This is a genomic window from Mesorhizobium sp. M0045, assembly GCF_040323385.1.
In the GTDB taxonomy this organism is placed as follows: Bacteria; Pseudomonadota; Alphaproteobacteria; order Rhizobiales; family Rhizobiaceae; genus Mesorhizobium.
Map to the genome: position 1 here is coordinate 275,487 of NZ_JAMYUY010000006.1, position 19,168 is coordinate 294,654.

Annotated in this window: 20 protein-coding genes and 1 tRNA gene; 5 read left to right on the top strand and 16 right to left on the bottom strand. The window is 63.4% G+C overall.

Annotation, left to right across the window (positions count from 1 at the left end; all coding sequences use genetic code 11):
• Window positions 1-69 precede the first annotated feature (69 nt).
• The 4 genes from NKJ72_RS12910 to NKJ72_RS12925 all read right to left on the bottom strand — a co-directional run bounded on the left by NKJ72_RS12910 (window position 70) and on the right by NKJ72_RS12925 (window position 3,045).
• A complete protein-coding gene (locus NKJ72_RS12910; RefSeq protein WP_254817682.1) occupies window positions 70-558 on the bottom strand; it encodes an NUDIX hydrolase in 489 nt (162 codons plus the stop codon).
• 217 nt (window positions 559-775) lie between these two features.
• Entirely contained in the window at window positions 776-1,276 is a 501-nt protein-coding gene (gene gpt, locus NKJ72_RS12915; RefSeq protein ID WP_023674762.1) for a xanthine phosphoribosyltransferase, read from the bottom strand.
• A 111-nt stretch (window positions 1,277-1,387) separates the two neighbouring features.
• Window positions 1,388-2,221, bottom strand: a complete 834-nt coding sequence (locus NKJ72_RS12920; RefSeq protein ID WP_352477397.1) for a universal stress protein — start codon at window positions 2,219-2,221, stop codon at window positions 1,388-1,390.
• Between the two features lie 74 nt (window positions 2,222-2,295).
• Window positions 2,296-3,045, bottom strand: coding sequence for a competence/damage-inducible protein A (locus NKJ72_RS12925; RefSeq protein WP_352477398.1), 750 nt, complete (start codon window positions 3,043-3,045; stop codon window positions 2,296-2,298).
• Window positions 3,046-3,194: 149 nt separating this feature from the next.
• Here NKJ72_RS12925 and NKJ72_RS12930 point away from each other — a divergent pair, with 149 nt between their 5' ends.
• Window positions 3,195-4,181, top strand: coding sequence for an alpha/beta fold hydrolase (locus NKJ72_RS12930; RefSeq protein ID WP_352477399.1), 987 nt, complete (start codon window positions 3,195-3,197; stop codon window positions 4,179-4,181).
• Window positions 4,182-4,270: 89 nt separating this feature from the next.
• Here the strand turns inward: NKJ72_RS12930 and NKJ72_RS12935 are convergent, their stop codons facing one another.
• The 8 genes from NKJ72_RS12935 to NKJ72_RS12970 form a co-directional block, all read right to left on the bottom strand.
• On the bottom strand, window positions 4,271-5,164 hold the full coding sequence (locus tag NKJ72_RS12935; protein ID WP_352477400.1) for a carbohydrate ABC transporter permease: 894 nt from the start codon (window positions 5,162-5,164) through the stop codon (window positions 4,271-4,273).
• Window position 5,165: 1 nt separating this feature from the next.
• Entirely contained in the window at window positions 5,166-6,116 is a 951-nt protein-coding gene (locus tag NKJ72_RS12940) for a carbohydrate ABC transporter permease (protein ID WP_254817687.1), read from the bottom strand.
• A gap of 86 nt (window positions 6,117-6,202) precedes the next feature.
• Window positions 6,203-7,528, bottom strand: a complete 1,326-nt coding sequence (locus NKJ72_RS12945; RefSeq protein ID WP_254817688.1) for an ABC transporter substrate-binding protein — start codon at window positions 7,526-7,528, stop codon at window positions 6,203-6,205.
• Between the two features lie 33 nt (window positions 7,529-7,561).
• On the bottom strand, window positions 7,562-8,647 hold the full coding sequence (locus NKJ72_RS12950; protein WP_352477401.1) for an ABC transporter ATP-binding protein: 1,086 nt from the start codon (window positions 8,645-8,647) through the stop codon (window positions 7,562-7,564).
• A 166-nt stretch (window positions 8,648-8,813) separates the two neighbouring features.
• Window positions 8,814-9,053 (bottom strand): DUF2188 domain-containing protein, encoded by a 240-nt coding sequence (locus NKJ72_RS12955; RefSeq protein WP_254817690.1) that lies wholly within the window; start codon window positions 9,051-9,053, stop codon window positions 8,814-8,816.
• Window positions 9,054-9,081: 28 nt separating this feature from the next.
• Complete coding sequence (locus tag NKJ72_RS12960; RefSeq protein ID WP_352467305.1) at window positions 9,082-9,375, bottom strand: DUF982 domain-containing protein; 294 nt, start codon at window positions 9,373-9,375, stop codon at window positions 9,082-9,084.
• 62 nt (window positions 9,376-9,437) lie between these two features.
• The gene (locus NKJ72_RS12965; RefSeq protein ID WP_352477402.1) at window positions 9,438-9,755 is read right to left on the bottom strand and encodes an SH3 domain-containing protein; all 318 of its coding nucleotides are present in this window, start codon (window positions 9,753-9,755) and stop codon (window positions 9,438-9,440) included.
• A 107-nt stretch (window positions 9,756-9,862) separates the two neighbouring features.
• The gene (locus NKJ72_RS12970) at window positions 9,863-10,966 is read right to left on the bottom strand and encodes an NADH:flavin oxidoreductase/NADH oxidase (RefSeq protein WP_352477404.1); all 1,104 of its coding nucleotides are present in this window, start codon (window positions 10,964-10,966) and stop codon (window positions 9,863-9,865) included.
• 152 nt (window positions 10,967-11,118) lie between these two features.
• Here NKJ72_RS12970 and NKJ72_RS12975 point away from each other — a divergent pair, with 152 nt between their 5' ends.
• Together NKJ72_RS12975 and NKJ72_RS12980 are read left to right on the top strand one after the other, a co-directional pair.
• Complete coding sequence (locus NKJ72_RS12975) at window positions 11,119-11,697, top strand: NUDIX domain-containing protein (RefSeq protein WP_254817694.1); 579 nt, start codon at window positions 11,119-11,121, stop codon at window positions 11,695-11,697.
• 55 nt (window positions 11,698-11,752) lie between these two features.
• Complete coding sequence (locus NKJ72_RS12980; RefSeq protein ID WP_352477405.1) at window positions 11,753-12,142, top strand: hypothetical protein; 390 nt, start codon at window positions 11,753-11,755, stop codon at window positions 12,140-12,142.
• A 33-nt stretch (window positions 12,143-12,175) separates the two neighbouring features.
• Here NKJ72_RS12980 and NKJ72_RS12985 read toward each other — a convergent pair.
• Window positions 12,176-12,261 (bottom strand) — tRNA-Leu (locus tag NKJ72_RS12985).
• Window positions 12,262-12,540: 279 nt separating this feature from the next.
• Here NKJ72_RS12985 and NKJ72_RS12990 point away from each other — a divergent pair.
• On the top strand, window positions 12,541-12,993 hold the full coding sequence (locus tag NKJ72_RS12990; RefSeq protein ID WP_352477407.1) for a cupin domain-containing protein: 453 nt from the start codon (window positions 12,541-12,543) through the stop codon (window positions 12,991-12,993).
• Between the two features lie 419 nt (window positions 12,994-13,412).
• The gene (gene ade / locus NKJ72_RS12995; RefSeq protein ID WP_352477408.1) at window positions 13,413-15,224 is read left to right on the top strand and encodes an adenine deaminase; all 1,812 of its coding nucleotides are present in this window, start codon (window positions 13,413-13,415) and stop codon (window positions 15,222-15,224) included.
• 19 nt (window positions 15,225-15,243) lie between these two features.
• Here ade and NKJ72_RS13000 read toward each other — a convergent pair whose 3' ends face one another.
• The 3 genes from NKJ72_RS13000 to NKJ72_RS13010 all read right to left on the bottom strand — a co-directional run bounded on the left by NKJ72_RS13000 (window position 15,244) and on the right by NKJ72_RS13010 (window position 19,119).
• Entirely contained in the window at window positions 15,244-16,407 is a 1,164-nt protein-coding gene (locus NKJ72_RS13000) for an alpha/beta hydrolase (RefSeq protein WP_352477410.1), read from the bottom strand.
• 132 nt (window positions 16,408-16,539) lie between these two features.
• Window positions 16,540-17,613: an alpha/beta hydrolase gene (locus NKJ72_RS13005; RefSeq protein WP_254817699.1), complete on the bottom strand. Its 1,074-nt coding sequence runs from the start codon at window positions 17,611-17,613 to the stop codon at window positions 16,540-16,542.
• Between the two features lie 219 nt (window positions 17,614-17,832).
• On the bottom strand, window positions 17,833-19,119 hold the full coding sequence (locus NKJ72_RS13010) for an aminopeptidase P family N-terminal domain-containing protein (protein ID WP_352477413.1): 1,287 nt from the start codon (window positions 19,117-19,119) through the stop codon (window positions 17,833-17,835).
• Window positions 19,120-19,168: the final 49 nt, after the last annotated feature.

Here is a 19,168-nt window from a genome sequence, read left to right on the forward strand (position 1 = left end):
CGGCGCCGCGCGGAGGTGCTTCGGCGATGGCGTTCGCGGCACCTGACCGCGGCTATGCGCCGCTCGGGCTCAGGAGAACCGGCGTGGATCGGCGCAGAAATGGGCGATGATCTGGCGAAGGTCCGGTTCATGCACCATGCCCACAGCTTCGGCGGCGCTGACCCATTTGCGGGTGCGTGCCCGCTTTTCCTTCCACCTGTCGGCGACCTTGTCGACCTGCAGCGGGAACACCAGAACCTCGCACGGCACTTCCTCGCCGGAATCCAGCACCTTGGCGTAGAAATAGCGGCCGGCCTCGTGATGCGAGATCGTGCCGCGCAGCCCGGCCTCCTCGCCGGCTTCGCGCGCCGCCGCTTCGCAAAGCGGCTCCTTCGCTTCCGGCCAGCCCTTGGGAAGCACCCAGCGGCCGGTATCGCGGCTGGTGATCAGCATGATTTCGACGCCGTCCCCGCTATCGCGCCAAGGCAACGCTGCAACCTGCAGGCGGGACGGCACCGCGCCGAAGAGTCGCTGGACCCTTTCGGCCAGATGGTTGTGCGTCGTTGGCCTCGTCAACATCGGAGAAGCTTGCCCCAGCTTCCAGAATCATTTGCCGTCTCATGAATCTTACGGCTAATTATAAGCAATAAAAGTAAAAAATGTTTCATGGACCAGCGAGATTCTGCCGATTTGCGCCGGTCTCGCCCAAATGGGGCGGCCGCGCGAGCATCAAGTCGGCATTTCTCGGCTGCGGATGATGCCTTGGGCTGGTTGCAATGAGCGGCGGTGCCGCGAATCAGCCGGCGTGGTCGTCGGCGATCGGCTTCTGGTAGGTGAAGCCCATGTCCCAGGGAAAATAGATCCAGGTGTCCTGGCTGACCTCGGTGACGAAGGTGTCGACCATCGGCCTGCCTTTCGGCTTGGCGTAGACGGTGGCGAAATGCGCCTTGGGCATCATCGCGCGCACGATGCCGGCCGTCTTGCCGGTGTCGGTGAGGTCGTCGATGATCAGCACGCCAGCCCCGTCATCGGCGAGCAGCGCCGGCGTGACCTCCTTCAGCACCTGCAACTGCCCCTGGCTGGTGTAGTCGTGGTAGGAGGCAACACAGACCGTCTCGATGATGCGGATGCCAAGCTCGCGCGAAATAATGGCGGCCGGAACCAGGCCGCCGCGCGTGATGCAGACGATCGCCTTCCATTGCCCCTTGTTGGCGCCGGCAAGCCGCCAGGCGAGCGCGCGCGCATCGCGGTGGAACTGGTCCCAGGAGACCGGGAAGGCTTTTTCGGGCAGGGACATCTTCGCGCACTCCGCAAAGCGCGCATCGCGCGCAGACACTATGGAATGCGCGCGGAATTAACTGGAAAGGCTTGGCCTTGGCAAGGGGAGTGGAAAGCTATCCCTCTGAAGCTACCGCGACAGGAAAGCCGCCACCGGTGCGGTGCGCAGCACCGTCCGCGTCACCCCGCCGAACAGCAGCTGGCGCAGCCAGGAATGGCTGTAGGCGCCGAGCACGAGCAGATCCGCACCCGTTTCGGCGACCCTGGTCTGGATGATGTCGTCGACGGAGGCGCCGCCGGACCTCAGCACCGAGACGCTGACGGTCGCGCCGTGCCTGGACAGCGAGGCGGCGATTTCCGCGCCGGCCGTTTCCGGCGCCTCGTCGAGCGTATCCGGCGGGTCGATGACGACGATGTCCGTCTTCTCGGCCTCGATGATGAAGGGCAGGGCATCGAAGGCCGCGCGCGCGGCTTCCTTGCTGCCGTTCCAGGCGAGCAGCACATGCTTGAAGCTGGTCACCAGCGGACCCGAATGCGGCACCACCAGCACCGGCCGACCGGCGTCGTAGACCAGCGTGTCGACGTCGGCGCTCGGGTCGCTGCCCGATTCGCGCTGGGCGGCGATGATCAGGTCCGCGGTGCGAACGGTCGAGATGCCGGTCAGCGCGCTGTCGCCGGAAAAACTCTCGAGGCTGCGCCATTCAAACGACAGGCCGGAATTCTCGACGCGATTGTGAAAGGCGGCTTGCAACTTCTCGGCGCGCTCCCGGTTCATGTCGGCCGAAACCTGCAGGAACTCGGTGTCCGGAAAGCCGGTGGCCGAGGTGTAGGGCACGGGCAGCGCCTCGGCATGGATGCCGATCAGATGGCTCTGGAACCGGCTGGCCAGCGGGATCGCGCAGTCGAGCACGCGCTCGGCGTCCTGTTCGTTCTGCAGTATGGCGACGATGGTCTTGAATCGCATGGCAGTCCCTCACTCCTTACGGCGATCCCATCGTGACAAACGTCACTGCGCGATGCTTGGTTCCGTCACGCCGATCAGCCCGCCTTGTTTGCCTTGATCAAACCCGCCACCATAGCCTCTACGTCGGCGCGTGCGGAGTCCAGCGCCTGCTGGCTGCGGGCGCGCACCACCAGTTCCGTCCAGAATTTGCCGTCGCCATATTTCGGATAGGAGCCGATGATCGTGTCCGGATGCGCCTTCTGGATGTCGCCCAGCGGCCCCCCGATCAGGCCTTCGCCGAACGGACATTCCACGGTGGCCGATAGCATTTTGGTGCCGGCCCGCAACGTCGGCACGACATTGTCGAGCATCGCCTGGAAAATCGCCGGCACGCCGGCCATGACATGGACGTTGCCGATGCGAAAGCCCGGCGCAACCGACACTGGGTTGTCGATGTGGTCTGCCCCGCGCGGCATCCGCGCCATGCGCTTGCGCGCTTCGGTGTATTCGATGCCGCGGGCGGCATAGCTTGCCTCCAGCAGGGCGTAGGCCCTGGCGTCGTATTCGCATGGCACACCAAAGGCCTTGGCAACCGAATCGGCGGTGATGTCGTCATGCGTCGGGCCGATGCCGCCGGTTGTGAAGACATAGGTGTAGCGGGTGCGCAGCGCATTCACCGCAGCGACGATCTCGTCTTCCTCGTCCGCAACGATGCGCACTTCCTTCAGATCGATGCCGATCGCCGTCATGATATCGGCGAGGTGGCCGATGTTCTTGTCCTTGGTGCGGCCGGACAGAATCTCGTCGCCGATGACGAGCATGGCGGCGGTGACGATTTCGGTCATGGCAGGCTCCGGCAAACGGGTCGCCTGAGATAGCGCGGTGGACGGCCGGCGGCAATGCCGCCAAACGACGGATCCACCTGTGCCACCTCCCTTGTAGTGGACCCTTCGGCGGGTGATGCTGCGTGCGGGTTTGGAGCCTTGAGCAAGACATGCCGGTACCGATTTTTCTATGGCTGCCCGGCGCGCTGGTTCTGCTGGCGCTCGTCGTGGCAGCCTATCCTCTGCTGGCGACACGGCGGATCGCGGCGAAAGCCGAAAGGCTGGTGCCGGCCAGCGGGAAATTCATCGAGATCGACGGCGACCGCATTCATTATGTCGAGACGGGCGAGGGGCGGCCGATCGTCTTCCTGCACGGCCTCGGCGCGCAGCTTCATCATTTCCGCCACACGCTGTTCGGAATTTTCGGCCCGAACTATCGGCTGATCGCGCTCGACCGTCCGGGCTCCGGCTATTCGGTGCGGGCCAGGGGTGCCAGCGGGCGGCTGCCCGAGCAGGCCGAAATCGTGCGGCGCTTCATCGAGGCGCTGGGACTGGAAAAGCCGCTGATCGTCGGCCATTCGCTGGGCGGCGCCATCGCACTGACGCTGGCTGTCGAGCATCCCGAGGCGATTTCCGGCATCGCCTTGCTGGCGCCGCTGACCCATATGGAGCCGGACGCGCGCGAGAAGTTCGGCCCGCTATACATCAACTCGCCGCTGCGGCGCCGGATCATGGCTCATACGGTGGCGATCCCGGCGGCTCTCAAATATGCAGAACGCACGTTGGCCTTCATCTTCGCGCCACAGACGGCGCCGGCCGACTATATGGTCGAGGGCGGCGGCTGGTGCGGGCTGAGGCCAAGCCATTTCTACGCAACATCGACCGATGTCGTGGCGATCGCGCATGACCTTGGCCGCATCGAGAAACGCTGCGGTGAGATCACCATGCCGGTCGGCATTCTGTTTGGTGCTTCCGACCGCGTGCTGGGCATCGATATCCACGGCTGGCCGGTGATGGAAAAGATCAGCGGGCTCGATTTCGAGCCGGTCGAGGGGCTTGGCCACATGCCGCAATTCGTCGAGCCGGAACGGGTCGTCGCTTTCATCGAACGCATTGCCGACCGCGCATTTGCGCCGAGGTCCGACACCGGCAGCTGAGACCCTCCCGGACGCGGTATCGGCCGGCAGGGTGCCGCCCCGCGCATCCCGGCCGCCGGGAATACCTCCGAACCTAATCAGGATATCGGCTATTCCTTCACGGCTCCAGTCATCGAGGAAACATAGTGCTCGACAAAGAACGAATAGAGCACCACCACCGGCAGCGAGCCGATCAGCGCTCCCGCCATCAGCGCCCCCCATTCATAGACGTCCGAGCGCACCAGCTCTGTGAGCACGCCGACCGGCACAGTCTTGTTTTCGGACGATTGAATGAAGGTCAAGGCGTAGATGAACTCGTTCCATGACAGCGTGAATGCGAAGATGCCGGCGGAAATCAGGCCCGGCACCGACAGCGGCAGCACGATCTTGGTGAGGATCTGCCAGCGGCTCGCCCCGTCGATCAGCGCGCATTCTTCCAGCTCGAACGGGATCGAGCGGAAATAACCCATCAACAGCCATGTGCAGAACGGGATCAGGAAGGTCGGATAGGTGAGGATGAGAGCGAAGGGCGTGTCGTAAAGCCCAAGGTTGAACACCATCACCGACAGCGGAATGAACAGGATCGAAGGCGGCACGAGATAGGCGAGGAACACCGCGAGGCCGACCTGCCGCGCCCCGGAGAACCTCAAGCGTTCGATCGCATAGGCAGCGAACACCGCAGCCAGCAGCGACAGGAACGTGGCGGCGGTCGAGATGATGATCGTGTTGAGCAGCCAGCCCGGATAGGACGTCTCGAAGAGCAGGTAGCGGATATGCTCGAGCGTCGGATGCACCACCCAGAACGGATTGAAATTGGCGTAGTCGGTCATCTCGAGATTGGGCTTAACCGCCGTGATCGTCATCCAGTAGAACGGAAACAACAGCACGATGACGAATATCAGCAACGGCAGATAGACCGTCACCACGCGGCGCGGCACGCTCTGCAGGTAGCCCATGCCGCCTTCGTCGAGTTTCGGGCGTTTGCTCGTTTCGATCGCGGTCATGTCAATCTCCGCCGCCCTGCTGCCATTTGCGCCGTTGCAGGCCAAAGTAGCTGAACAGGATCGCCGCCAGCAGGAACGGGATCATGGCGACTGCGATCGCGGCGCCTTCGCCAAGCTGGCCTCCGGAAATGCCGCGCTGGAACGACAGCGTCGCCATCAGGTGCGTGGCGTTCACCGGCCCACCGCGCGTCAGCACATAGATCAGCTGGAAATCGGTGAAGGTGAACAGCACCGAAAACGTCATGGTGATGGCGATGATCGGCGTCAGTAGCGGCAGCGTCACATAGCGGAACAATTGCCAGCGGCTGGCGCCGTCGAGCGTGGCGGCCTCGTAGAGCGACTGCGGAATCGTCTGCAGGCCGGCAAGCAGCGTGATCGCGACGAAAGGAATGCCGCGCCAGACATTGGCGGCGATGACCGAAGCCCGCGCATTCTCGGGATCGCCGAGGAAATTGATGCGATGGTCGATCAGGCCCATTTCCATAAGCGCCCAGGACAGGATCGAGAACTGCGAATCGTAGATCCACCAGAAGGCGATCGCCGACAGCACCGTCGGCACCACCCAGGGGAGCAGGACGATCGCGCGGAAGAACGATTTGAACGGCAGGTTCTGGTTGAGGATAAGCGCCAGCCAGAGGCCGAGCACAAACTTCAGGATCGAGGCGCTGATCGTATAAAGCAAGGTGTTGAAAACGGAGAGCCAGAAGACGGCGTCGTCCCACAGATATTCGTAATTCTCGATGCCAATGAAGATGCCGGGGCGGCCGATGCGGGCATCGGTGAAGCCGAGCCAGACGCCGAGCCCGAGCGGATAGGTCAGGAAGACCAGCAGCAGTGCCGCCGCCGGCAGCATGAAGCCGAAGCCAAGCGCGTTTCGGCTATCGGCCAAGGTCGCCAGGATGCGAGACAAGATCGAGGGACGCGGCTGAACGGCGGCGGAGGTCACGGCCATGGGTCGGCTCCTCTAAGGTTTCGTAAACGGCCGGGCGGCCATGCGCGATTCGAAGCCGGGCAGCATGGCTGCCCGGCCGAGCCGGCTCAAACGCGATAGTAGCGGTTGGCGCGCTTTTCGGCTTCTTCCATCGCCTCTTGCGGCGTCGCCTGGCCGGTCACCGCCTTGGCAAACATATCGACCAGCACATAATCGGCCATGGTCGCCGCCGAGGCGTAACCGAGCGGGCCGGCATAGCCGTTGGGGCGCAGCGTCGCCGAGGCCTTGGCGTAGGCGGCATTGTTCGGATCGGCCGTCCACACCGGGTTGTTGTCGAAGGCTTTGAGCGTCTGGCAGCAATAGCCTGCCGACGACGTGATCCACTGCGACATTTGCGGATCCTCGAACATGAACTGTAGGTAGGCCTTGGCCGCGTTGGGGTAGGGCGTGTAGTCGAAGATCACGGCCGTGGTCACCTGGAACAGCTCGACGGATTTCCCGACCGGGCCGATCGGCAGGTTGGTGGTGCGGATGTCCTTGGCTATTTCAGCCAGCTTCGGATCCTTGTCCTTGTTGATCTTGGCGGTGTTGTAGGCCGAAATGCCGTTGGCGATGACACTCAATTCGCCGGCCAGGAAGGCGCGGTTGTTGTTGACGTCGAGCCAGCTTTCGGTGCCGGGAATGAAGGTCTTGTAGAGTTGCTGCGCGTATTCGATCGCCTTCAGCGTCTCCGGGCTGTTGATCGTCACCTTGCTGTTCTCGTCGACCATCTGGCCGCCATGGCTCCACAGCAGCCAGTGCGCGTAGTTGTTGCCGTCGCCGACGCCGTGGCCGTGCGTGAAGCCGGCCGGGTGCCCCTTCGCCTGCAATGCCTTGCAAAGCTCGAGCAGGCCTGCCGTGTCCTTTGGAAATTCTGAGAAGCCGGCCTCCTTCACCCAGCTTTCGCGATAGACGATGGCATTGCCGATGGTCGCTAGCGGCAGGCCGAGGAACTTGCCTTGCCGTGTCGCATATTGGTGCGGTCCGTCGTGCCAGCCGCCATATTTCGAGCCGAGATATTCGCCTAGTTCCGTCACATCGTGCAGCTTGTCGGGATATTGGTGCGGGTCGTCGAACCAGACGAACATCAGGTCCGGGCCGGAGCCGACATTGGCAGCGACCGCCGCCTTGGGGCGAATGTCCTCCCAGCTTTCCTTGTCGACGCGGACCTCGACGCCGGTCGCTTCGGTGAAGCGCTTGGTGTTGGCCAGCCATTGGTCCTCGTCGCCCTGCACGAAAGGCGACCAGCGCAGCAGCCTGAGCTTGGCGCCGTCCTCGGGCTTGTATTTCAACCCCTCCTGAGCAAAGGCGGGAGAGCCGATGAACCGGCTTCCCAAGGCTCCCGCCGCTGCGCCGGCGGTGGTGCGGATCACGTCACGTCTGGTGAATTTCATGTTCGCTTCCTCCTGCTTATGGTCCTTGCCGTCCTACTGCCCGATGGGTGTTTCGAACCGCTGTCCGGTTTTGCCGTGAAAGAGATGGATGAGGCCAGGCTCGGCCGTAAGCCGGATGGTTTCGCCCGGCGTGAAGGAATGCCGTTCCCGGAAATTGGCGACGATCTCCTCGCCGCCGGCGGTTCGGCCGATGAGCTGCACTTCGGACCCTGTCGGCTCGACCACCGCGACGGTGACCGGAATGCCCTGATGGTCGGACAGCCGTAAATGCTCGGGCCGTATCCCCAGCACGACCGGCTCACCATTGCCGATGGAAAGTGCTGAGGCCAACGGGACCGAAATCCCTCCGGCGCCGCGAAACGACGGCGAGCCGTCGCTTACGATCTCGCCCCTGAGCATGTTCATGGCGGGCGACCCGATGAAGCTGGCGACAAAGAGGTTGTTCGGCCGGTCATAGAGCTCGAGTGGCGGCCCGATCTGTTCGACGATGCCGTCATGCATGACGACGATCTTGTCGGCCATGGTCATCGCTTCGATCTGGTCGTGGGTGACGTAGACCGTCGTCGTCTTCAGGCGCTGGTGCAGTTCCTTGATCTCGGCGCGCATCTGCACCCGGAGCTTGGCATCGAGATTGGACAGCGGCTCGTCGAACAGGAAAACCTGCGGGTCACGCACGATCGCCCGGCCCATGGCGACGCGTTGGCGCTGGCCGCCGGAAAGCTGGCGGGGATAACGGTCGAGCAGCGGCACCAGCCCCAGGATCTCGGCCGCACGCCGCACGCCGGCATCGCTCTCCGTCTTGGGAACGCCCTTGAGCATCAGCGAGAACGCCATGTTCTCGGCAACCGTCATATGCGGGTAGAGCGCATAGTTCTGGAAGACCATGGCGACGTCGCGCTCCTTTGGCGCAACGTTGTTGACCACACGTTTGCCGATCGCGATCTGGCCGCGCGAGATCTTTTCCAGGCCGGCGATCATTCTGAGAAGGGTCGACTTTCCGCAACCCGAAGGTCCGACCAGCGTGACGAACTCGCCGTCGTTTATATCGACGCTGACCCCGTGCAGGACCTCGACGGTCCCAAATGATTTGTAGACATCGCCGATTGCGACAGACGCCATCGATCTCCTCCCGACTGATTCCTGCAACGACTTCGAAGGAAACCGCTTTCCTGCCTGGCCCGCGGCGACGCCCAGGCTCCTCCCCGGTCACGCGCGCGATGTGAGACGGTAGCGCTACCAAACTGACCTGTAAAGCACGCCGGCATCACTGGGATATCGACACGCCCTAATCCGAAACCTCGGTCTGCGGCCGGTCGCGGCCGTCGGCGAGCTCGTCGTGCCAGTTGCCGTCGGCGTCCTCATACTGGATGCCGTCGGTGTTGCCGGCGACCTGCTGTTCGGCCGAAGCGATCTCGGCGGCGCGCAAGGCATCCTGATGGGTGGGGAACGTTTCGGAGAATGTCGAGCCGACCTTGTAGGCCCAGCCTCCGTCATGCTCGACGATCTTGTAGGTCAGTTTCGCCATGAAACCCTCCGGTTGAAAGCCCGTTGCCTCAATGCAGCCTGTCGTCGGCCAACCTGTCGTCTGGCAGCCTGTCGTCTGCGACCAGCACGTCCGATTCCCTGGCGGCTTCGATCAGTGCCCGGCGCGCATCCGCCGTCGAACGATAACCTTCCAGCACTTTTAGGCAAGTGTCGAGGGCATCACGATGACGGGGCCCGCGATTGAGTGGCCAGACCGTCATCAGGCACTCCGCCGCCTCCTGGGCGCTGCGGATGTGGCGATACTTGCCGACATGGCCGAGTTCGACCACGACCGGCTTTTCAAATGGCTTGCTGTCCATCATCGCCGCCAACGCGGAGCGGCCGATTTGGTTGCAACTGCTATTTTAGCTCAGGCGAAAATAGCTCAGTAGCCGCAGTCATTGCGCAGCCAGCGCGCATTCGCCCAGCCGGTGCGGCCACCGAAATCGACCTGGTACCAGTTTCCGCGGCGGTCGAAGATCTCGGTTTGGTCCCCATTGAACAATTGCGCGATCATGCGTGACGACGAGTTCGGTCGGGCCCGAACGGCGAGAAAGCCGCTTCCCGTTGCCAGATTGTAGTGCCTGGAAAGACCGTGAACCGTACCTTCGCAAGATTGCGCCCCGGCCGGCGTCGATGCGGCGAACGACAGCCCGGCCACAACCGCGGCGGCAGCCGCAATGGAAATCCCCCTAAACGACATGTCTCTGCTCCCCAACCCGCCGCGCCCCGCCGCGGCCCCGGCCACTCTACACCGGCAGAGGATCAGTGCGAAGCTGTGCTGGCCCGTCCAGCGAGACGAACCCGCCGTCAGTTCGCCGCCTTCATCCAGTGCTGCATCGTCGTCACCGAGCGGGCAAGCTGCGGCGCCGGGTGGATTTTCTCGCCGAAGGTGGCCGCGGCGCGCCAGCCCCAGCGCGGATCGGCAAGAAAGGCGCGCGCCAGCGCCACCATGTCGGCGCGGCCGTCGGCGACGATCGCCTCGGCCTGTTTCGGATCGTCGATCAGGCCGACGGCCCGCGTCGGGATGCCGACGGCCTTGCGCACCGCTTCGGCCAAATGCACCTGGTAGCCCGGGCCGGTCGGCAGCTTCTGCAACGGCGAATTGCCGCCACTCGAGCAGCAGAGATAGGCGACGCCGGCTTCCTTCAGCGCTTTTGCCACTTCGATCGCATCCTCGACGTCGAAGCCGCCATCGACCCATTCCTTGATCGACAGACGCGCGCCCAGCATCAGCCTGGGCACCGCCTTCTTTACCGCGTTGGCGATCTCGACGGCGAAACGCATGCGGTTTTCCAGCGAGCCGCCCCAGCGGTCGGTACGCCGGTTGGAAAGCGGCGACAGGAACTGGAAGATCAGATAGCCATGCGCGGCATGCAGCTCGATGAAGTCGAAGCCGGCGCGCTCGGCCCGCCGCGCCGCGTCGGCGAAGCGTTCGATGATTTGCAGGATCTCGTCGTCCTCCAGCGCCCGCGGCACCTGCCAGCCGGTGTCGTAAGCGATCGCCGAGGCCGATACGATCGGCCACGGGTCCTGATCGGCGTGCAGCGGGCCGCCGCCCTCCCAGGGTTTGCGGTTGGAGGCCTTGCGTCCGGCGTGGGCAAGCTGCGTACCGAATTTCGTGCCCGGTGCGGCGACACGCTTGGCTGCATCCAGCGTGCGCCGGGCAGCCGCCTCATTGTCCTCGGAATAGAGGCCGAGACAGCCATGCGAGATGCGGCCGCGCCGTTCGACATCGGTCATCTCGACGGTGACCATGCCGGCGCCCGACATCGCCAGGTTCATCCAGTGATAGAGATGCCAATCGCTGGCCGAGCCGTCCTCGGCCGAATACTGGCACATCGGCGCGACCGCGATGCGGTTGGGGAAGGTGAGGCCGTCGAGGGTGATCGGCTGGAAAAGCGATGAGGTCATAAAAAACTCCGGAAAGGGTTGCCGCTATTTAGGCAGCCGACTGTGCCAGCGCCAGACACGAGACGGTGAAACGGCCCCTGGACCAATTGGTGGACCGATTGCACGAACGGCCGTTCGCGGCTACGCCTTGCCGCGGCAGCAGGGAGTCCACCATGGAAGATCGCATTCGCATCCGCTCTGAGGAAGTCCTTTCCGACGAATGGGCGGTTTTGAAAAAGACCGTCTTCGACTATCGCCGGCGCGACGGCAAATGGGAAACGCATACCCGCCAAACCTACGATCGCGGCGACGGCGCGGTGATCCTGCCTTTCGATCCCGAGCGGTCGACGGTGCTTCTGGTGCGGCAGTTCCGCTACCCCGCCTACGTCACCGGCCACAAGGAGCCGCTGATCGAGGCCTGTGCCGGCCTGCTCGACGAAGACGATCCCGAAACCTGCATCCGCAAGGAGGCCGAGGAGGAACTCGGCTACCGTCTGAAGGACGTGCAGCGGCTGTTTTCGCCCTATATGAGCCCCGGTAGCGTGACCGAGCGGCTCTGGTTCTTCGTCGCCCGCTATTCGCCCGCCGACCGCATTTCCGACGGCGGCGGCGCCCACGACGAAGGCGAAGACATCGAGGTTCTCGAAATGCCGCTCGACGAGGCTCTGGCCGGCATCCACGATGGTCGGATCATCGACGCCAAGACGATTATTTTAATCCAGCATTTGAAGCTGAACCCGATCGGGAGGTGAACGGCTTTAATTCCTTGCCGCAACGGGCTGAGATGCAGCTGAGGGGAACAGATCCATGATTATCAAAAACTTGCCGAAGTGGTTGGGCGCGATTTCGACGGCTGTCTTTCTCTTGGCATCGATTGCCCCCTCACACGCTGAATCCTACTCCAACCTGCAGGGCAAAGGATACAAGACCGGCAAGCTGTCGCGAGGTGCGTCAGGCTCACTGGGCTGGTTCGTTTCCAACGGCGAGAAAAAATACTTCTGCAGAATGCGAGCAGCGCAAGCTTATGTCGGTAGTACAGGGATGGTCGCTTTTACCGCCGCCGGACGGCAAATCTCGTTGGACAGGAACGTCTACGAAAAATACGCTGGATTTGATGCATCCATTCCGCAACTGTCAGACCTGAAGTCTGGCAAGCTCAATAAGCGAGCGGTCGGCAATTGCAGTCCCGCGAAATGACCCGCTCTCGATCTGTCCTTTCAAGTCCAAATCTGGTGCGGACGACGGGAATCGAACCCGTACGATCAGAGATCGAGGGATTTTAAGTCCCTTGCGTCTACCAATTCCGCCACGTCCGCAGGCCAGCCCTTTTCAGCCGCCAGCCAAAGGCCGTCAAGCCGTCTTCTGCCGTAGAGAAATCTGGCACTGGAAGCTAGCGAGGGCCAATTACCCACGGAGATACAAACAAAATCGTTTCACCTGGAAATGTTTTTTAGCGGCAGCTTCCGAGGCTACCGCGAATGCGTGTCCCCCGTTCGCAGGATGCGTCGGGCGCTCTGGCCTGATAGACTCCAATCGGCAAGTGGATCGGCCCGCCGATACTCGACGCAGTCGCCTACAGACACGAGGAGATTGTCATGCTCAAGCTTGCCTCTGCCCTGGCACTGCTGCTTGTTGGGACGGCGCCTCTGTCTGCTGACGAGAGGCCGATGAACGCCAAAGACATCAAATGGGGTCCTGCTCCTGCTGTCATTCCGGCTGGGGCGGAAATGGCTGTTGTCGCTGGAGATCCCTCAAAGGACGGCGCCTTTGTGCTGCGGTTGAAGGCACCCGCCGGCTACAAAATTGCCGCACATAATCATCCCACCACGGAATACATGACGGTGCTTTCCGGCAACTTCCATTTTGGAATGGGCGATAAGCTCGACGAGGCGAAAGGCGTCGAACTGACTGCTGGCGGCTTCGGCGTCGCACCGGCCGGAATGAATCACTTCGCCTGGACGACAAGCGATACGATCGTAGAGGTTCATGGCGAGGGGCCATTCAAGATCACCTACGTCAACCCGGCAGACGATCCGAGCAAAAAGTGACAGTTCGGGGATCGAATTGATTGAACCGGCTGAAGGCTCGAACGATGGGGTGCGTCAAACTCAGCGACCGTCGAGACGAAAGCTGATTGGCCGCAACGGAATCGTATTCCGCTTGGGCCATTTTGCCGTGAATGGCGCGATAACAAAAAACCCGCCTCGGCGGGCGGGTCGTTGGAGCCAATTGGCACCATAGCCAAATTAGTAGCATAGCTGCCGGCACAAAGCAAGAACAAAGTTGCTGCGGCCGACACAAAAGCATGCCTTTGTCCTGCCTTCCCAGCCTTGGCGATTGGCGAAAGCCGTGGTGGCATCAATCTCCCCCTGAAGGGGGGAGATCTGCAACTTCGTCGTCCGCGCTGACTTCCTCGCTGGTCAAAATCCTCGCGGCTTGGCACAGTCGGGCAAAGAGGAGCCTGTTGATGCCGAAGACCGCCAATACGACAAAACCAAAACCCTGGGCCGAGATGGCGACGCATCTGGTCGATGTCGCCATGGGCCGCAAGCCCGCCGATCTCGTCATCCGCAACGGGCGCTGGGTCAACGTTCATTCCGGCGAGATCATCGCCGGCACCGACATCGCCATCGCCGGCGGCCGCTTTGCCTATTGCGGGCCGAATGCCGGCCACGCCATCGGCCAGGGCACCAAGGTGGTCGATGCCGGCGGCCGCTATCTGGTGCCGGGGCTTTGCGACGCGCATATGCATGTCGAGAGCGGCATGGTGACGGTGACGGAATTCTGCCGCGCGGTGATCCCGCACGGCACCACATCGATGTTCATCGATCCGCATGAGATCGCCAACGTGCTCGGCCTGCCGGGCGTGCGGCTGATGCATGACGAGGCGGTCGCCATGCCGGTCAACGTGCACGTGCAGATGCCGTCCTGTGTGCCGTCGGCACCGGGGCTGGAGCATGCCGGCGCTGAGCTGACCGTCGCCGATGTTGCCGAGGCGATGACCTGGGAGAACATCGTCGGGCTCGGCGAGGTGATGAATTTTCCGGGCGTCGTCGCCAATGATCCGGTGATGTCGGGCGAGATCGCGGCGACGGTGAGGGCCGGCAAGACTGTCGGCGGGCACTATGCCTCGCGCGATCTCGGCCTGCCGTTCCACGGCTATGTCGCCGGCGGCGCCGAGGACGATCATGAAGGCACGCGCGCCGAGGATGCCATCGCCCGCGTCCGCCAGGGCATGAAGGCGATGCTGCGGCTGGGCTCGGCCTGGTATGACGTCGCCTCGCAGATCAAGGCGGTGACGGAGAGCGGGCTCGACCCGCGCAACTTCATCCTGTGCACCGACGACAGCCACTCCGGTACGCTGGTGCACGAAGGCCATATGGATCGGGTCGTGCGCCACGCCATCAGCCAGGGCTTGAAGCCGATGACGGCGATCCAGATGGCGACGCTCAACACCGCCCAGCATTTCCGGCTAGAGCGCGAGATCGGCTCGATAGCGCCGGGACGGCTCGCCGATCTGCTGATCGTCTCCGACCTCGCCGAAATGACCATCGACGAGGTCTATGGCCGCGGCGTCAGGCTGGCCAAGGGCGGCAAACTCGAAATCGACATTCCAGCCTACAATTATCCGCGGACGGCGAAGAACACCGTCAAGCTCGGCAAGAAGCTCAAGGCAGGCGATTTCGAGATCGCGGCACCCATGGGCGCCAACGAAGTGCGGGTGCGGGTCATCGGCGTCATCGAGAACCAGGCGCCGACGCGGGCGCTGGAGGCCGATCTTGCTGTCGAGGACGGGCTGGTCGCCATGGATCGCCGCAACGATGTCTGCCAGATCGCGCTGGTCGAACGCCACAAGGGCACCGGCGGCGTCACCAACGCCTTCGTCTCCGGCTTCGGCTATATCGGCGACTGCGCCATGGCCTCCAGCGTGGCCCATGATGCCCACCACATCATCGTCGTTGGCACCAACAAGCAGGACATGGCATTGGCGGTGAACCGGCTGGGCGAGGTCGGCGGCGGCGTCGTGCTGTTCTCCAAGGGCAAGGAACTGGCGCTGGTCGAAATGCCGATCGCCGGGCTGATGTCGGACGAGCGGGCGGAAATCGTCGCCGCCAAGGCGGACAAACTCAGCGACGCCATGCGCCAGATGGGCTGCTCGCTGAACAACGCCTACATGCAGCACTCGCTGCTGGCGCTGGTCGTGATCCCCGAGCTCAGGATTTCCGACGTCGGCCTGATCGACGTGACGACCTTCCAGAAGGTTGATTTGTTCGTTTGAACGCCGCCGGGGCGCTTCTTCAGCCGCCGGTGGCGATGGTCAGCACCTTGAACGGCGTGGTGATGACGATTTCGGCGACCGAGCCGACGGCCTTGCCGAGGCCCTGGCCGAGATTGTCGAGCTGGGCCGGCGCGGTCTCTTCAGAGGCGAGGCCGGCCGGGGCGCGCAGGCGGTCGCCGAGCAGTTGCACCAGGAACGGGTTGTCGGCGAATTTGGCGTGGTTCAGCCGGTCGCCGCCCTTGGTCTTGGTCAGGTCGACCACCGAGACGCCATAGCTGGCGAGGTCGGCCGCGTCGCCATAGTCGCCAACGCGCGGCTTGTCGCCGGAGATCAGCGTCGACAGCCTGAGCGCCCGGTCGTCGCCCGAAAGCAGCACGGCGAACGGCTTGTCGGGCTTGCCGTAGCGGATCATCTGCTTCTTGAACACGTCGACGTCGATGTCGGGCGAAGCCAGGATGACGTAGCCGAGCTTGCCGCCGAGGTCGCGGTCGCCGGTGATGGCAAGCTGCCGCAACGCTTCCATCGTCACCCAGGTCCCCATTGAATGGGCAATGATGTCGATGCTCTTGGCGCGGCTCTTGGCGAGCATGCGCAGCGTCGCTTCGAGATCGTCGCGCGCCGCATTGGCGCTTTCCTTGTCGTAGATGTAGCCGGTCGTCTTGCCGCTCGACGCCCACGAAAACAGCACCGGCGTGCCCGGATATTTCGTATCGTGCGCGATCTGCGTCAGCCGGTAGATGCCGTCGTCAAAACCGTTGTTGAAGCCGTGCACGAAAACCAGCGCGCGGTCGCCGCGCATGGCGATGTCGGCGCCGACAGCCTTGGCGAATTGCGGCGCGCCTTTGTAGAAGGTGACGCCGGTCGCCGTGAAATCCTTCGCCGGATTGCTGTTGGCCGAGCCCTTGACCCGTTCGATGGCGCCGACCTGGTGCACCTTCGGCACCGTCACCTCGACGCTGGCAAAGCTGGTGGTCGGCGAACGGTCGCCGTCGAACACCTGCCGGGGCTCCTTCGTTGCCCTTTGCCGGGTTGTGGCGACGAAGATCTTGTGCGTCGCCACAATGTCCGAAGCAGGCACGATGATCGTCGTCTTGTTGAGCAGATCGTGCGTGTTCTGGCCGGCGCAGCCTGCCAGCGCGAGCGCGAACGCAACGACGAGAAAGATCTTCGAAGGCACGATCACGCGGGCTCCCGCAAAGGCGACGTCGAGCCGGAGACGTCTTGGCCTATTCGATAGAGGCAGAGGCCGGCACGGTCCAGTTCAAACTGTTCCGATGGTGCGGCAATGGTCAACAACGACTGCCGCGCAATGCAGCTATTGTCCGACCGAGGCAATCCGGTCGGTCACCTCGCGGTCGCTGGCAAACCCGTCATCCTCGCGCAGCTTCTGGCCGATCAACTGCACCAATTCCGGATTGTCGGCGAATTTGGTGTGGTTGAAACGGTCGGCTCCCTTGACGCTGGAGAGGTCGACGACCGACACGCCATAGCTGGCGAGGTCGGCGGCGTCCTTGTAGTCGCCGACGCGCGGTCGCGCGCCGGCGATAAGGCCGGACAGCCTGAGCGCCCGGTCGTCGTCGGAGAGCAGCAGGATGAACGGCTTGTCCGGCTTGCCGTAGCGGCGCATCTGGCTCTTGAACACGTCGACGTCGATGTCGGGCGAGGCCAGCACGACGTCGCCGAGCTTGCCGCCTAGGTCGCGGTCGCCGGTGATGGCGAGCTGGCGCAGCGCCTCCATGGTGACCCAGGTCCCCAGCGAATGGGCAACGATGTCGATGCGCCGCGCGCCGGTCTGCGCCAGCATTCTCAGCGTCACTTCGAGCTGGTCGCGGGCAACGCTGGCGCTTTCCTTGTCGTAGACATAGTCCGTGGTCTTGGCGCCCGACGCCCAGGAAAACAGCACCGGCGTGCCCGGATAGCCGGAATCATGGGTGATCTGGGTGACGCGGTAGACCGCGTCGTCGAAGCCGGTGTTGTAGCCGTGGACGAAGACCATGACGCGGCCGCCGCGCGCCGCGATGTCGGCGCTGAGCGCGCTGGAGAATTTCGGCTGGGTGTCGTATCCGACGACCTCGGAAGCCATGAAGTATTTGGCCGGATCGTCCGACTTGCCGCGCGAGCGCCGCTCGATCTGGCCTGTCTTGTGGATGCCGGGGACGGTGACGTTGACGCGGGCATAGTTCAGCGTCGCCGACCGCTCGCCGTCGAAGACCTTGTTGGGATCGTCGGAGCGCTTGCGGGTGGTGGCGATGAAGATCGAGTGGTTGCCGGCGATTTCCGTCACCGGCACCGCCATCATGGCGCTGCCGAGCAGTTCCTCGGTTTGGCGGCCGCCGCAGCCGGCGAGCAGCGCTGCAAGGACAATGATGCAAATCGTCTTCAAGGGCACTTAAGCAATTCCACTCCGGCCTGACCAAAGGCCCATCCACCTCCGCCGCCCCTCCCGGACAGGCGAAGTGCGGCAGAAGTAAGTCGCGGATGCCGAAATGCGCTCAGTGCCTCGCGACGGCCATCGCACTGTTGCGCGAAAGCCAGAACGGCGGCAGGAACGCCGGGATATTGGAAAACGGCAGCACTTCCGGCTTCAGTCTTATGCCAAGCACGTCGGTCATGAAGGCGCGGCGCGCCTCGATGCGGCGCCAGGCTTCGGATAGCGCGCGGCGATCTCTTCGCGCAGCGCGTCGTCTGCCAACGCGATCCCGTCCTCGATGTTGGTGGTGAAATAATCGGTGCCGGTCGCCGGGATGATGTCGACCTGCAAGGCCATGCCCGACCTCAACCTGATGTCGGAGCCGGAGAATGACGGCGAATGCATCCATTCGTCGATATGGATGAGATGGCCGGGATTGAGCGACACGCCGAAGAACGGATCGCCGATCCGGTCGTGCACCGCCTGCCACAGCGCGCCGCCGGGAACGCCGATGCCGACCGTCTCGTACCAGTCGACGACGGCGCAGAAATAGGGCGCGACCAGTTTCTCGACATAGTCCTGGATGCCCCTTGGAAGTTCGGCCGCGCCCTCGACCAGAAAACCGGCGCGGGCGTTGAGCGAGCCATGGATGCCGTAGGCCATGATGATCGGGTCGCCGCGCTTGATGATTTCGAGGCGCGGGCTTGGCAGGCCATAGGCCGCGCGCCTGCCGGCCGACAGCATCGGGTGACAGCATTGCGGCAGGCCGTTGATGCCCATCAGCCGCGCCGCTTGCAATTCGGTCATGCCGGGTTCGATGCCTTGCAGGACGTTACGCAGCCCTTGCGAGGAATAGGTCGCGGCGAATTCGAACGCGGCCAGCTGGTCGGCCTCGTTGATGGCGCGCAGGCCGTCGGCAGGGTTCATCAAAAGGTTCGCGGCGTTGACGATCACCCCCCTGTCGCCGGCAAGCGTGCGTAGCGTGTCGGCGATGAAGGACGGCAGGTCGAGCGTCGTTTCACCAAAACCGACATCGCCGGGGCCGAACGGTTTCCAGCCGATGGCGCCGATGCGCTGGCCGGCTTTCAGGCCGCAATCGGCAAGAATGTTGGGAAGCGCCTGCGAGCGGTCGCGCGGCTGCGCCGGCAGCGAAAAGGTCTGGTAGAGCACGCGCTCGTACGGCCCGTCGCAGATCTCGGCATAGCCCCAGCCCTCATTGCCGACCAGCAGTTTCGGCGGCTTGCCGGGAACGATGAGCAGCAGCGTCTCCTCGAAGCGCGGATCGTAGCCGCAGAGATAGGCGACATTGGCGGCATGTTCGCGGTCGCCATAGACGACGAACGCGTCGAACCCCGCTTCGCCGCCGCGTGCAACCAGTGCAGCGATGCGGGCCTCATAGGTGGCGCGCGGGACCAGCGGCATCACCGTCGGTTCGCCGAACTCCGGCAGCGACACGGTTTTCTGGGCCACCGATGCGACAGGCATGAACAGACGCTCCTAACGGCCAACGAGGTTTTGGGAACACCCTTTCAGG